This is a genomic window from Flavobacterium sp. N2820 (genome assembly GCF_025947285.1).
Lineage (GTDB): Bacteria > Bacteroidota > Bacteroidia > Flavobacteriales > Flavobacteriaceae > Flavobacterium.
Window position 1 is genome coordinate 2,394,483 of sequence record NZ_CP110008.1, and the last position, 13,431, is coordinate 2,407,913.

Here is a 13,431-nt window from a genome sequence, read left to right on the forward strand (position 1 = left end):
AAAATGAAAAGAATATTAATTACAGGAGCAGCAGGTTTTCTTGGCTCCCATCTTTGCGATAGGTTTATAAAAGAGGGTTATTTTGTAATTGGTATGGATAATTTAATTACAGGGGATTTAAAAAACATAGAACATCTTTTTAAGGATAAAAACTTTGAATTTTATCATCATGACATTACAAAATTTGTTCATGTTCCTGGGAATTTAGATTATATATTACATTTTGCATCACCTGCAAGTCCAATAGATTATTTAAAAATTCCGATTCAAACTTTGAAAGTAGGTTCATTAGGAACACATAATTTATTAGGTTTAGCCCGCGTAAAAAAAGCTCGAATATTAATTGCTTCTACTTCTGAAGTGTATGGAGATCCTTTGGTACACCCACAGACAGAAGAATATTATGGAAATGTTAATACTATAGGACCTCGTGGAGTTTATGATGAGGCAAAGCGCTTTCAAGAATCTATAACTATGGCGTATCATACTTTTCATGGAGTAGAAACTAGAATTGTTCGTATTTTTAATACGTACGGACCAAGAATGCGACTCAATGATGGCCGTGTAATTCCAGCGTTTATTGGACAAGCGCTTCGTGGAGAAGACTTAACTATTTTTGGCGATGGAAGTCAAACGCGTTCGTTTTGTTATGTAGATGATCAAGTGGAAGGCATTTTCAGGTTATTGCATTCAGATTACCATTTGCCTGTAAATATTGGAAACCCAGATGAAATTACAATTAAAGATTTTGCAGAAGAAATCATCAAACTAACAGGAACAAATCAAAAAGTAGTATATCATCCACTACCGATTAATGATCCTATGCAAAGACAACCTGATACAACAAAGGCAAAAGAGATTTTGGGCTGGGAAGCAAAGGTTTCAAGATCCGAAGGCATGAAAATTACGTATGATTATTTTAAGACGCTTTCTTCAGAAGAATTATTGAAAGAAGAGCACAAAGATTTTACAAAATACATTCACTAATTGAAAAATAAAACCGGAAGATACTCAGTTTATATTAGACCCATAATAATATTTTTAGATTTATTAATTGTAAATTTATTAGTGTTATTGTGCATGAGGTCTGCTATGAGTAATTTTGGCTATCACTCTATTTTAACCTTATTTTGGTTGATTATATCGTATTATTCTGGATATTATGAAGTATATCGATACAGTAAGGGCATCGAGATTTTTGGGAAGTTATTAAAACAGTTTTTCTACGTAAGTTTAATCACATTTGCCTACGTTGGCTATAAATATAAATATGTTACCACAGAGGAGGTTGGATTTTATATTTTTTGGTCTTTTATTTTAGTTGGTTTACTGAAATTTTCTATTTTTATTTTACTTAAAAAATACCGTCTTTTATACGGGGGAAATTATAGAAATGTAATCATAGTTGGCAACGGAAAAAGTGTAGATGAGTTAAAAGATTTTTTTACAAATAATCCAGATTATGGATATAATCTTGTTCATATTTTTGACTTAAAAGCAAACAAAAAAAGTGAATTATTAGCGTGTAGAAATTATGTTAAAGAATGCAAAATAGATGAAATTTATGCTTCAATAAGTACTCTAACCAATCGAGAAATTAATAATTTAATTCATTTTGCCGACAATAATTTAAAAACAATTAAATTTTTACCCGATAATAAAAACACCTTCTTAAGAAATTTAGCTGTAGAATACTACGATTATATTCCGATTATTTCTCTAAGAACCATTCCATTAGATAAAGAAGTAAATAAACGATTAAAGCGTGTTTTTGATGTTGTTTTTTCATTGTTTATTATTCTTTGTTTTCTTTCATGGTTAACACCGTTAATTGCCATTTTAATTTTATTGGAATCTAAAGGTCCAATTTTTTTCAAACAAAAAAGAAATGGGTTAAACTATGAAGAATTTTATTGTTATAAATTTCGTTCCATGCATTTAAATCCAATTGCAGATTTAGAGCAAGTTCAAAAAAATGACCCTAGAATTACCCGAGTAGGAAGATTTATTCGTAAAACTAGTGTTGACGAACTGCCGCAGTTTTTCAACGTGTTATTAGGAGACATGTCTGTGGTTGGTCCTAGACCACACATGGTTAGTCATACCGAAATGTATGCTAAGAGTGTGGATAAATTTATGGTAAGACATTTTATAAAGCCCGGAATTACAGGATTAGCCCAAACAAACGGATTTAGAGGTGAAGTAGAAACGGAAAAAGACATTATTAACAGAGTAAAATATGATATTTTCTATTTGGAAAACTGGTCATTATTGCTAGATTTTAAAATTATTTTTGCCACCATAGTAAATGCGATAAAAGGCGATAAAAAAGCGTACTAATGAGTGCATTAGTTTCCATAATTACACCTTCTTTTAATTCGGCAAAATTTATTGCTGAAACGATACAATCAGTGCAACATCAAACCCATCAAAATTGGGAAATGATTATTGTAGATGATGGTTCGTTTGACGAAACAGAACACATTGTCCGTTCAATCATTGAAAAAGACAAGCGCATTCAATTTTATAAATTAACTCAAAATTCTGGTCCTGCAGTAGCTCGAAATAACGGAATTGAGAAAGCTTCAGGAAAATACATGACATTTATTGATGCCGATGATATCTGGTTTCCAACCTTCATTGAAAACAGCATTACAACCATTGATGAAACCGGAATTCCGTTTGTTTTTTCGTCTTACAAAAGAGCCAATGAACAATTAGAATTTGTGTACTCTGATTTTATTGTGCCGCATAAAGTTTCTTATTCCGATATTTTAAAATCTAACTCTATTAGCTGTTTGACCGCATTTGTCGAGATTCAAAAGTTAGGTAAAAAGTATATGCCACTCATTCGAAAAAGACAAGATATGGGGTTGTGGTTGAATTATTTAAAAGTAGTTCCATTTGCACACGGAATTCAAGAAACACAAGCAATTTACAGAATCAGAGAAAATTCGCTTTCTAGAAAAAAATCAGATTTAATTAAATACCAATGGCAGTTTTATAGAAATGTTGAAAAACTAAATATTTTTCAATCCCTTTACTATATGTCGCATTGGATGTATCGTGGTTTTATGAAGTACAGAAATTAAAGCATCGATTGAAATTGCTTCAATTTTCCTCTTTTTGTGCGTTCCAAAACGGCTTTTCGGTTGTAAGTAAACTGCAATCCAGGTTCTAAATATTTAGCAATTGCTTTTTCAATTTCTTGAATTTGTTTCAAAGTTAATTCCACCGAACTCACATAATCAATTTCAAAGCTATCTAGTTTTGTTTGACGAACAATGAATTCTTTTACATTACCATCGTCTTCAATAATGCTTTTGGTTACATAGTAAAAGGTTAACCCAGGAGATTTTTTTCCGCTTGGTAAAAGCGCTACATCACTGGTTCTGCCAATTAATTTTTTTAGGATTGGTTTTTTCAATGTGCTTTTTTCATCTAAAATTCCTACATCACCAATTTCATAACGAATAAACGGATGCGCTTTGTTGTATAACGAAGTAATTACTACTTTTCCTTCTGTTCCGTGCGGAACGGGTTGATTATTTTCGTCTAAGATCTCCACAAACAAGGTTTCTGAATTCACTTGCCATTCGTTATTTGGATTTTGAAAAGCAATTAAGTCTAATTCTGAAGCACCATATTCATTCACAACAGGAATTCCCAAATGTTTTTCCAACAAAATTTTATCTTCCTCAAATAACATTTCAGAAGTCACCATACAAACTTTCAGCGTTGGACAAATATCAGTTAAAACGATGTTTCGAGCTTGTAAATATTTTCCAAAAAGCACAATTGAACTCGTATAGCCATTAATGTAATTAAACTTTTTGGTTTCAAAATGTTTTAATACGCCATCCAAAATGTTATCCGATAAATCAAAAATCGGGAAACGGTATCTTTTACTCAAAAAGTCCTTTAAACGTTCTTTTCTATACCCAATAAAATCCAACGGAATACCATAAAATCGTGCTTGATACGACGAATTGAAGTCAACGTCAAACCATCCAAAACGATAAATAATCGATGCCCAAGTAATTGCATGTGCTTCTTTATCTTTCGCAAAAACAAACGGATCGCCACTCGAACCCGAAGTTTTATTTACGAAAACACTATTTTCTGAATAGCCTTTTGAAAGTCGATCTTTTAATGGTTTTTGTAAATCTTTTTTAGTGAGAACAGGTAAATCGTTCCAATTATCAAAAGTTTCTTTTCCAACTAAAGTTTGATAAAAAGGATTATTTTTCAGGTGAAATTCGACTATTTCTCTTTTTTTGTTTTCGAGATAATCAGGATAATCTGCTTCCGAAATTTGAAGAATTTTCTCAAAATCAGCTTGAGCCTTCGCAATAGGAAAACCGCTTAATTTTAAAGAAAGATGAAACAGATTGAACATTCGTTGGAATTTATCCAAAAGTAATAAATCTGAAAATAATCTTTCTTCTTTTTTCTTTTTTCTTTCTTCTTAAGAAATAGTACTTTTGCCACACAACATAACAACACACAAAATGACTATTTTACTACTTGGTTCTGGCGGTCGTGAACATGCACTGGCTTGGAAAATGCTTCAATCTTCAAAATGTACTGCTCTTTTTGTTGCCCCTGGAAACGCAGGAACAGCATCAATTGCCAAAAACGTGGATTTGAATCCGAATGATTTTGATGCCGTTAAAGCTTTTGTTTTACAAGAAAAAGTAGCTATGGTTGTGGTAGGACCAGAAGATCCATTGGTGTTAGGAATTTACGATTTCTTTAAAAATGATGTCCAAATCAATCATATTCCCGTAATAGGTCCATCAAAAGTGGGAGCACAATTAGAAGGAAGTAAAGAATTTGCAAAAGAGTTTTTAGTAAAACACAACATTCCGACAGCTCGATACGAAAGTTTTACGAGAGAAACAGTGGAGCAAGGATGCCAATTTTTAGAAACATTAGAAGCACCTTACGTTTTAAAAGCAGATGGATTAGCGGCCGGAAAAGGCGTTTTAATCTTATCGGATTTGGAAGAAGCTAAAACAGAATTGCGAAACATGTTGGTGGAAGCTAAATTTGGAGCAGCGAGTTCAAAAGTGGTCATTGAAGAATTTTTAGATGGCATCGAACTAAGTTGTTTTGTTTTAACTGATGGAAAATCATATAAAGTATTGCCAACAGCAAAAGATTACAAACGAATCGGGGAAGGCGATACCGGATTGAATACAGGCGGAATGGGTGCGGTATCTCCAGTTCCATTTGCGGATGCAGTCTTATTAGAAAAAATAGAAACCCGAATAGTTCAACCAACAATTGCTGGTTTGCAAAAAGACGGAATTGAATATAAAGGATTTGTTTTCATCGGATTAATCAACGTGAAAGGTGAGCCAATGGTTATCGAATACAATGTTCGTATGGGTGATCCAGAAACAGAAGTGGTTATGCCAAGATTAAAAAGTGATTTAGTTGAAATTTTTGAAGCAATTGCTCATCAAGAATTAGAGAAAATTACCTTAGAAATCGACGAAAGAGCAGCTACAACTATTATGGTAGTTTCAGGTGGCTATCCTGAAGATTATGAGAAAGGAAAAGAGATTTTTGGACTAGAAAACATTACCGATTCTATTCCATTTCATGCAGGAACAAAATTAGAAAACGGAAAAATTGTAAGTAATGGAGGACGTGTTATTGCTGTTACTTCTTACGGAAATGACTTTCAAGAAGCTATAAAAAAATCTTATCAAAGTATAGCAAAGCTACAATTTGATAAGATGTATTTTAGAACAGATATTGGTAAGGATTTATAATCCTTACTAATGTCTTAGATTATTTTAAAAAAGAGTGTGCAGTAGTATCTTGCACATCTTCATTATTTGCTTTGAAGATGTTCAATTGTTTAATCCAATAGGTCATTGCACCACAACAGATAAGAATAAATACCCAGTTGATACTATTTGCAACCCACCAGTTACTTAATTCAAGTTCTCTTAACCAATCCATTGGTAAGAATAAAAAATCTACAAAAAGTGATTGTATTCCTTCAAAAAATGATTTCATTTTGATAAAGTATTATATTTACACCACAAAAATATAAAATATTCGCATGATAGCAAGTGTTTTTAGTAAAACAAGACCATTTAATTATTTACTTATCGGAATTTTGTCGTTAGTGTTCTTTATTTGGAAGACCATTATGACAGCTTCTGCAGGTGCTACTTGGTTATTTTATGTTGAAGAACTTGGTTTATTTCTTTTGGTTTTTGCTTCTATTTTTATTACAAATTTTATTGCACTAAAGAATGGATTGACCAAGAGTAACAATTATGCGTTGTTATTGTTCTTCATTTTTTTACTTTTTTTCTCCTCCTTTTTTCAAAACAAGAATATTATTATTTCAAATTTATTGTTGTTATTGGCATTAAGAAGGTTAATTTCATTAAAATCGCTTATCGCTACAAAAGAAAAAATTTTTGATGCTTCTTTTTGGATTTTCTTAGCCGCATTGTTTCATTTTTGGAGCATTTTTTATATTGTATTGGTTTTTATTGCGGTTATTCTTCATGTTTCTAAAGATTACCGAAACTGGATTATTCCTTTTATTGCTCTATTTGCTGTTACAATTTTATTTTTTCTTGCAAATAGCCTTCTAGACAACAGCTTGCTAAGTACATTAATGAGTAAAACGTATGTAAGTTTTGACTTTTATTATTTTGATAATATTTATCAACGAATTGCTTTGGCGGTTTTTACATCCATTAGTTTGTTTGCTTTTGTTTTGCATGTTTTTGATATTCCAAATAAAGCATTGAATTTGCAATCCTCACACAAAACCATTTTATTTTCCTTTATTTTGGGCGTAGGAATTTATGTCCTTTCTGCAAATAAGAATAACGGAAGTTTAGCCTTCTGCTTCGCTCCACTAGCAATTATTGGGGCTAATTTTATCGAAAAAATAGAAAACAATTGGATCAAAGAAATCGTTGTATATTCTTTAGTGGCTTTTGGCCTTTTCTTCTTTGTGATGCAATTATAGTTTGCTTCCGTAAGCTAAATCACCAGCATCACCTAAACCGGGAACTATATAATTGTGTTCGTTTAACTTTTCATCCAAAGCCGCCACCCACAAATGACAAGTTGAAGGGACATTTTTTTCTAAATATTCAATTCCTTCAGGTGTTGCAATAACTACTGCAATGTGAATTTCTTTAGGTTGATGTTCCAAATGTAATTTATGTAAAACAGCTACTAACGATTGTCCTGTAGCCAACATTGGGTCAATTAAAATCAAATTTTTTCCTTCAAAAGAGGGTGCTGCTTGATATTCTACCAAAATTTCAAATTGATCATCGTTGTTATAATGATGGCGGTATGCCGAAACAAATCCATTTTCCGCATCATCAAAAAAGTTCATAAAACCTTGGTGCAAAGCTAATCCAGCTCTTAGAATCGAGCATAAAACTACAGGTTCAGCAACCGTTGTGGTGTGCTTAATGCCAAGTGGCGTTTGTACATCAATATTCTTATAATCAAGGGTTTTACTTAATTCGTATGCCATTATTTCTCCAATACGCTCAATATTTTTTCTAAAACGCATGCTGTCTTTTTGAATGTGAACATCACGAATTTGAGCCAAAAAATGATTGAGAATACTATTTTGCTCTGAAATATAATGAATGTGCATTGGATTTATTTTTTATTTTCAGGATAAAAGTACAAAAAATCGCTATTTTTGTATCAATTTTAAAGCTATAATTATGTTTGCTGAATTTGCATTTCCCATTTTTGAACAAAGTATCAAAACATATCACATTGTAGACGATGTGTATCAACCAGTTGTAAATCCTTTTGAAAAAGGAACTATTGAATATTTGTTATTTGCAAAAAATTGGGTAGATACAGTACAATGGCATTATGAAGATATCGTTCGTGATCCAAATATTGATCCTGTTGCGGCTTTGGATTTAAAACGTAAAATTGATGCATCTAACCAAGTTCGTACCGATATGGTGGAATATATTGATAGCTATTTCTTGGATAAATACAAAGATGTTCAGGTAAAACCAGATGCAAAAATCAACACGGAAAGTCCAGCTTGGGCTATTGATCGTTTGTCGATTTTAGCATTGAAAATTTACCATATGAACGAAGAGGCTACTCGTGCAGAAGCTACGCCAGAGCACAGAGCAAAATGTCAAGAAAAACTAAATGTTTTGTTAGACCAAAAAAACGATATGTTTACTTCAATCAGTCAATTAATTGAAGATATTGAAGCGGGTGACAAATACATGAAAGTGTACAAACAAATGAAAATGTACAACGACGAGGAGTTAAATCCGGTGTTGTATCAAAATAAAAAATAGTCATCATTTGATGTCTAAACCAAAACACATATTGGTAATAAGGCTCTCAGCCATGGGTGATGTCGCAATGATCGTTCCTGTGTTGAGAGCCTTATTTTTACAGCATCCTGAAGTAAAAATCACGGTAGTTTCTCGACCATTTTTTCAACCTTTTTTTGATGGAATTCCGAATGTGAATTTCTTTGGTGTGGATTTGAATAAACGTCACAAAGGGTTTATTGGTTTAGTGCGTTTATTTTCCGATTTACGAAAATTAAAAATTGATGTTGTTGCTGATTTACATAATGTACTTCGTTCCAAAGTCGTTCGAACTTTATTCGCGTTAAGCGGAAAAAAAGTAGCCGCAACGGATAAAGGAAGAGCAGAAAAGAAAGCCTTGACTAGTTTAACTAACAAAGTTTTTTCTCAAGTAAAACCAATGATCGAAAGACATGTGGATACGTTCAAGCAACTTGGATTTTCTATTGATTTGTCGAATGCTCAATTTCCTGAAAAAGCTACTTTATCAGAAGAAATCCTAACAATCACAGGAACAAAAAATCAAAATTGGATTGGTATTGCACCTTTTGCACAATATGAAAGCAAAGTCTATCCAATCGATTTAATGCAAAAAGTAATAGATGGTTTGGCTCAAAATAAAAGTTATAAAATCTTTTTATTTGGTGGAGGCGAGAAAGAAATTCAATTGTTGAATCAATTGCAAAATCAACATGAAAATGTAGTTGTTTTAGCTGGAAAAACACAATTTAAACAAGAATTAGACGTGATTTCCAATTTAGACATTATGCTTTCTATGGATTCAGGAAATGCGCATATTGCTGCTATGTTGGGCGTGAAAGTCATTACGCTTTGGGGCGCAACGCATCCTTTTGCAGGTTTCAAACCATTTAACCAACCAGATGATTTTTGTTTGACTTCGGACAGCGCACAATATCCATTATTACCAACCTCTATTTATGGAAACAAAAAAGTGGAAGGTTATGATAAGGTAATGAGGACGATTTTGCCTTCTCAGGTCATTGAAAAAATAAATTCCAATCTTACCTAGATAAAATTGGAATTCATTCTTTGGACTTTTAGCGATTAAACATCGTCAAAATCAATTTTTATTGTTGCGGTTGTTGGATGCGCTTGACAAGCCAATGTTAATCCTTCGGCTACTTCTGAATCCGTTAAAATTTGATTTTTCTTCATGTCAGCAGCACCCTCCGTAATTCTGCAAATACAACTACTGCAAATGCCTCCTTGACAAGAATAGGGAACATCTAAACCTTGTTTTAAAGCCGCTTCTAATAAAGTTTGTTTCTGACTCATTTCGAAAGTTGTTTCTTCGTCATCTACTAAAATTGAAATTTTAGTGTGACCTTCTAATCCTTCTGATGAAGCAGTTTCTCCAAAAGATGAGGTAGAAAACAATTCGAATTTTATATCAGTAGTTGAAACATTGTTTTCTTTTAAAGTGTCTGAAACCAGATTAATCATTTCTTCTGGCCCGCACAAATAGAATTTTGAAAACTCCATTTCAGCATGTTTATTTTTTAAAACAAAATTCACAGCCGATTTGTCAATTCTGCCAAACAAAGCATTGTCTGCCGTAGATTGACTGTATACATATTGCACAAATAAACGTCCTACATATTGCAATTGTAAATCGTGTAATTGGTTGTGGAAAATCGTGTCTTTTTCCGATTTATTTCCGTAAACCAATACAAAAGTACTGTTAGGTTCTTCTTCTAAAACCGATTTTAGAATGGAATAAACAGGTGTAATTCCGCTTCCAGCTACAAACGCAGCATAATTTTTCTGACGCTCTGCTTTTGGTTCAAAGGTGAATTTTCCTTCTGGAGTTCCTACTTCGATTACGTTTCCAACGGCTAATTTTTCATTGGCAAATTTAGAGAAGAAACCTGTTTTGATGGCTTTAACGGCAATTCGCAATTCGCCACTTTTTGGAGAAGAACAAATCGAATAGGCTCTTCTAATTTCTTGTCCGTCCAACGTAACTTTTAAGTTTACATATTGACCGGCAACAAAAGAGTAGTATGATTTTAATTCGTCTGGAACATTAAAAAGAATCGAAACCGCATCTGTAGTTTCTTTGATGATTTCTTTAATGCTTAATTTATAAAATGATGACATTTGATTTAATTTTTTACAAAAATAAAAAAAAGAACCCGAAGGTTCTCAATTTATTCCATAAACAACGCTTTTAATTCCGTTGCATCACTAGGTTTCATTTTTCCAGCTAAAACTAGGCTTAATTGTTTTCTTCTTAATGCCGCTGCATAGCGTTCTTTTTCTAATTCTGTTTCTGGTTCTATTGGTGGAACAGGAATAGGTCTTCCGGTTTCATCAACTGCTACAAAAGTATAAATGGCTTCGTTGGCTTTATTTTTAATTCCTGATTCTCTGTCTTCAATCCATACATCAATAAAAATCTCCATTGAAGTATTGAAAGTTCTAGAAACTTTCGACTCCACGGTTACCACACTTCCTAACGGTATGGCTCTATTAAATGCCACATGATTTACCGAAGCTGTTACACAAATTCTACGGGAATGTCTTCTTGCGGTTATACTTGCTGCTCTATCCATACGAGCTAACAATTCTCCACCAAATAAATTGTTCAAAGGATTGGTTTCACCAGGTAAAACTAAATCGGTTAAAGTCGTTATGGATTCTGAAGGAAATTTTGGTTGCATTGTTTTTTTTGCAAAGATAATGAGGAATTTGAAAACAAAATGCATAAAAAAATCCCAATATTGGGATTTTAATAATTATTATGCAAAGTGTTAAATATTTATTCTATCAACAACCAAGCTTCGGCATTGTGTGATTTTTGAATGTTTTTACGTTCAATTTGAGCTTCACTCAACGTTTTAAAGCTTGCATAAACCACAGGATATAATTTGTGATTATTCAAAGGAAGCATTTTTGCTTTTTCAAATCCAGCAGCATTTAATTCTGCAATCGCTTTTTTCGCATTTTCTTCGCTTCTATAGGCACCAGCAACTAAATGATAAGGCATTTTTTCTTCTACAACAGCTAGTTCAACAGTCTGTATTGGATTAGAAATAACAAATGTTGCTTCTTGAATTTGTTGTTGTACTTTCTCTTGAACGTTTTTTTGAATAGCTAATGTTTGATTTTCAATTTTTTGATTGTTATAAGTTATATAACCCAAACCACCAGCACCCAACATCATTACAAAAACAGCGGCATATTTTAAATAAGAATAATCTCTTTTTCTTTCAGGAGTAAAAATAATTGGCGCTTTTTCTTCTAAAGCTTCTACTTCTTGCTTTAAAACTTCTCGGGTAATTTCAGGAGAAACAAAGCTGCTCAAACCAAACGAATCGGTTAGGTAATTAACAGTATTAGCAGGTTCAAAAACCCAATTCATTTCATTGTTAACCGAAATTTCGCCAATGTTTTTCAACACCACTCGATTGCGATTTTGAAGCAAATACGTCCATTCGTTCACCACATCACCAATTTTGATTACGGCTAATTCGTAGGACATTTTTTCTTGTAATGCCACATGATTTGCTAATAAACCATCGTTATTTTTTACATTCGCATTAAACGAAACCACTTTTTTAGGTGGAAAAAACGAACTCGCACTTCCAGTAACGTGAGCCGATACAGTTTCGGTTAAAAAAGCACCAAAACCAGGAACGGTAACGCATTGATAACGATATAATAAGTCAGATATGTGTTTTTCTATAAGCATAACAACAAAGTTAGATAATCAATAGTAATATCAAAATTTTATCAACAAAAATTATTAACAATTGCAATTTTTCTATAAACAATTGGAAGCGAATGGCTTGGGCTTTTTTGGTTTCCATGTTCCTGCTGTCCGCTCTACATGGTGCCGCTCCCATCAGGGCTATTTAGGTTTCCATTTTCTTTTTTGGATTATTGCTAAAAAGAACTATTTTTGTTCTTCAATTATATGCCAAATAAATTTTATACACGCCATGACACAGTCAGAATTATACCACACGCTTGCGTTAATGCAAGTGGAAGGAGTAGGAGATGTAATCGCCAAAAAACTCATCCAACATTGCGGAAACGCTACAGAAGTCTTCGCTTCAAAAAAATCCCAACTTCAAAAAATTGAAGGCATTGGATCGGTTGTAATCAAAAATTTACACAATAAAGCTGTTTTTTCTAAAGCGGAAGCCGAACTTCAATTCATCGCTAAGGAAAATATTTCCACCACCTATTTTCTTGAAAAAAATTATCCCGAACGATTAAAACATTGTTACGACAGTCCTGTGCTTTTATTCCAAGCGGGAAACATCGATTTACAAAATCGAAAACTTTTAAGTATTGTTGGCACACGTCAAATCACTTCATATGGTATTGAATTTACCAAAAAACTTATAGAAGAAATTGCGCCATTAAATCCAATTGTTATAAGTGGTTTTGCTTATGGAGTAGATATTTATGCGCATCAAATGGCAATGGATTGTGGTTTGCAAACGATAGGTGTTTTAGCACACGGATTGAATCAAATTTATCCGAAAACGCACAAAAAGTATATGGCAAAAATGGAACAAAATGGTGGGTTTTTAACCGAATTTTGGAGTTCCAGTAATCCCGATAAAGAAAATTTTATCAAACGAAACCGCATTGTTGCCGGCATTAGTGAAGCAACTGTTGTAATTGAAAGTGCCGAAAAAGGAGGTTCGTTAGTTACAGCCAATTTAGCCAACGATTATAACAGAGATGTGTTTGCAGTCCCTGGAAGAACAACTGATAAATATAGTCAAGGTTGCAATAATTTGATTAAAACACAACGAGCCAATTTGCTTACTTCAGCAGCCGATTTAGTGTATATTTTGAATTGGGAATTGCAGCGGGAAACTCAAAAAGCAGTCCAAAAACAACTGTTTATTTCATTAACCGAAGAAGAGCAAAAAATTTATGATTACCTTCAAAAAGTGGGCAAAGAAATGATGGATATCATCGCCTTAGAATGTGATTTTCCCATTTATCGGATCTCATCTATTTTGTTGAATATGGAATTAAAAGGTGTAATAAGACCTTTACCTGGAAAAATGTTTGAGGTGATTTAATTAAAAAT

At 32.9% G+C, this 13,431-nt stretch carries 14 protein-coding genes; 8 read left to right on the plus strand and 6 right to left on the minus strand.

Going from position 1 to position 13,431, the window contains the following annotated elements:
• The first annotated feature begins 3 nt into the window (after nt 1-3).
• From OLM52_RS11245 to OLM52_RS11255, 3 genes are read left to right on the plus strand one after another with little or no spacing between them, the layout of a single operon-like run.
• On the plus strand, nt 4-987 hold the full coding sequence (locus OLM52_RS11245) for a UDP-glucuronic acid decarboxylase family protein (protein ID WP_264548605.1): 984 nt from the start codon (nt 4-6) through the stop codon (nt 985-987).
• Nucleotides 988-2,340 (plus strand): undecaprenyl-phosphate glucose phosphotransferase, encoded by a 1,353-nt coding sequence (locus OLM52_RS11250; protein ID WP_264548606.1) that lies wholly within the window; start codon nt 988-990, stop codon nt 2,338-2,340.
• A complete protein-coding gene (locus OLM52_RS11255; RefSeq protein WP_264548607.1) occupies nt 2,340-3,092 on the plus strand; it encodes a glycosyltransferase family 2 protein in 753 nt (250 codons plus the stop codon). The genes OLM52_RS11250 and OLM52_RS11255 overlap by 1 nt, the downstream gene beginning before the upstream one ends.
• On the opposite strand, the gene OLM52_RS11260 is transcribed toward OLM52_RS11255, so the two are convergent.
• Nucleotides 3,089-4,399 carry a phenylacetate--CoA ligase family protein gene (locus OLM52_RS11260; RefSeq protein WP_264548608.1) on the minus strand — a complete coding sequence of 437 codons (1,311 nt, stop codon included), beginning with the start codon at nt 4,397-4,399 and terminating at the stop codon, nt 3,089-3,091. The genes OLM52_RS11255 and OLM52_RS11260 overlap by 4 nt on opposite strands.
• Nucleotides 4,400-4,511: 112 nt before the next feature.
• Here OLM52_RS11260 and purD point away from each other — a divergent pair, with 112 nt between their 5' ends.
• Nucleotides 4,512-5,783 (plus strand): phosphoribosylamine--glycine ligase, encoded by a 1,272-nt coding sequence (gene purD, locus OLM52_RS11265; RefSeq protein WP_264548609.1) that lies wholly within the window; start codon nt 4,512-4,514, stop codon nt 5,781-5,783.
• Between the two features lie 19 nt (nt 5,784-5,802).
• Here purD and OLM52_RS11270 read toward each other — a convergent pair whose 3' ends face one another.
• Nucleotides 5,803-6,033, minus strand: coding sequence for a DUF6341 family protein (locus OLM52_RS11270; protein ID WP_264548610.1), 231 nt, complete (start codon nt 6,031-6,033; stop codon nt 5,803-5,805).
• Between the two features lie 46 nt (nt 6,034-6,079).
• Between OLM52_RS11270 and OLM52_RS11275 the strand changes: the two genes are divergently transcribed.
• Nucleotides 6,080-7,009, plus strand: a complete 930-nt coding sequence (locus tag OLM52_RS11275; protein ID WP_264548611.1) for a DUF6427 family protein — start codon at nt 6,080-6,082, stop codon at nt 7,007-7,009.
• Here the strand turns inward: OLM52_RS11275 and upp are convergent.
• Nucleotides 7,004-7,657, minus strand: a complete 654-nt coding sequence (gene upp, locus OLM52_RS11280; RefSeq protein WP_264548612.1) for a uracil phosphoribosyltransferase — start codon at nt 7,655-7,657, stop codon at nt 7,004-7,006. The two genes, OLM52_RS11275 and upp, sit on opposite strands and share 6 nt — an antisense overlap.
• A 73-nt stretch (nt 7,658-7,730) precedes the next feature.
• Here upp and OLM52_RS11285 point away from each other — a divergent pair, with 73 nt between their 5' ends.
• Entirely contained in the window at nt 7,731-8,336 is a 606-nt protein-coding gene (locus OLM52_RS11285) for a DUF4254 domain-containing protein (protein ID WP_264548613.1), read from the plus strand.
• 10 nt (nt 8,337-8,346) lie between these two features.
• On the plus strand, nt 8,347-9,384 hold the full coding sequence (locus OLM52_RS11290; protein ID WP_264548614.1) for a glycosyltransferase family 9 protein: 1,038 nt from the start codon (nt 8,347-8,349) through the stop codon (nt 9,382-9,384).
• 35 nt (nt 9,385-9,419) lie between these two features.
• On the opposite strand, the gene OLM52_RS11295 is transcribed toward OLM52_RS11290, so the two are convergent.
• From OLM52_RS11295 to OLM52_RS11305, 3 genes are all read right to left on the minus strand, one after another.
• Entirely contained in the window at nt 9,420-10,475 is a 1,056-nt protein-coding gene (locus OLM52_RS11295) for a ferredoxin--NADP reductase (RefSeq protein ID WP_264548615.1), read from the minus strand.
• 50 nt (nt 10,476-10,525) lie between these two features.
• Nucleotides 10,526-11,038, minus strand: a complete 513-nt coding sequence (locus OLM52_RS11300) for an acyl-CoA thioesterase (protein ID WP_264548616.1) — start codon at nt 11,036-11,038, stop codon at nt 10,526-10,528.
• 98 nt (nt 11,039-11,136) lie between these two features.
• Entirely contained in the window at nt 11,137-12,069 is a 933-nt protein-coding gene (locus OLM52_RS11305) for an SPOR domain-containing protein (protein ID WP_264548617.1), read from the minus strand.
• Nucleotides 12,070-12,319: 250 nt separating this feature from the next.
• Here OLM52_RS11305 and dprA point away from each other — a divergent pair, with 250 nt between their 5' ends.
• Nucleotides 12,320-13,423 (plus strand): DNA-processing protein DprA, encoded by a 1,104-nt coding sequence (gene dprA, locus OLM52_RS11310; RefSeq protein ID WP_264548618.1) that lies wholly within the window; start codon nt 12,320-12,322, stop codon nt 13,421-13,423.
• Nucleotides 13,424-13,431: the final 8 nt, after the last annotated feature.

Bases quoted from the DNA above. Each gene is read 5' to 3' on its own strand.
- upp (WP_264548612.1), bottom strand. From the start codon at position 7,657: ATGCACATTCATTATATTTCAGAGCAAAATAGTATTCTCAATCATTTT.
- OLM52_RS11300 (WP_264548616.1), bottom strand. From the start codon at position 11,038: ATGCAACCAAAATTTCCTTCAGAATCCATAACGACTTTAACCGATTTA.
- OLM52_RS11285 (WP_264548613.1), top strand. From the start codon at position 7,731: ATGTTTGCTGAATTTGCATTTCCCATTTTTGAACAAAGTATCAAAACA.
- OLM52_RS11295 (WP_264548615.1), bottom strand. From the start codon at position 10,475: ATGTCATCATTTTATAAATTAAGCATTAAAGAAATCATCAAAGAAACT.
- dprA (WP_264548618.1), top strand. From the start codon at position 12,320: ATGACACAGTCAGAATTATACCACACGCTTGCGTTAATGCAAGTGGAA.
- OLM52_RS11260 (WP_264548608.1), bottom strand. From the start codon at position 4,399: ATGTTCAATCTGTTTCATCTTTCTTTAAAATTAAGCGGTTTTCCTATT.
- OLM52_RS11255 (WP_264548607.1), top strand. From the start codon at position 2,340: ATGAGTGCATTAGTTTCCATAATTACACCTTCTTTTAATTCGGCAAAA.
- OLM52_RS11275 (WP_264548611.1), top strand. From the start codon at position 6,080: ATGATAGCAAGTGTTTTTAGTAAAACAAGACCATTTAATTATTTACTT.
- OLM52_RS11305 (WP_264548617.1), bottom strand. From the start codon at position 12,069: ATGCTTATAGAAAAACACATATCTGACTTATTATATCGTTATCAATGC.
- OLM52_RS11270 (WP_264548610.1), bottom strand. From the start codon at position 6,033: ATGAAATCATTTTTTGAAGGAATACAATCACTTTTTGTAGATTTTTTA.
- OLM52_RS11245 (WP_264548605.1), top strand. From the start codon at position 4: ATGAAAAGAATATTAATTACAGGAGCAGCAGGTTTTCTTGGCTCCCAT.
- OLM52_RS11290 (WP_264548614.1), top strand. From the start codon at position 8,347: ATGTCTAAACCAAAACACATATTGGTAATAAGGCTCTCAGCCATGGGT.
- purD (WP_264548609.1), top strand. From the start codon at position 4,512: ATGACTATTTTACTACTTGGTTCTGGCGGTCGTGAACATGCACTGGCT.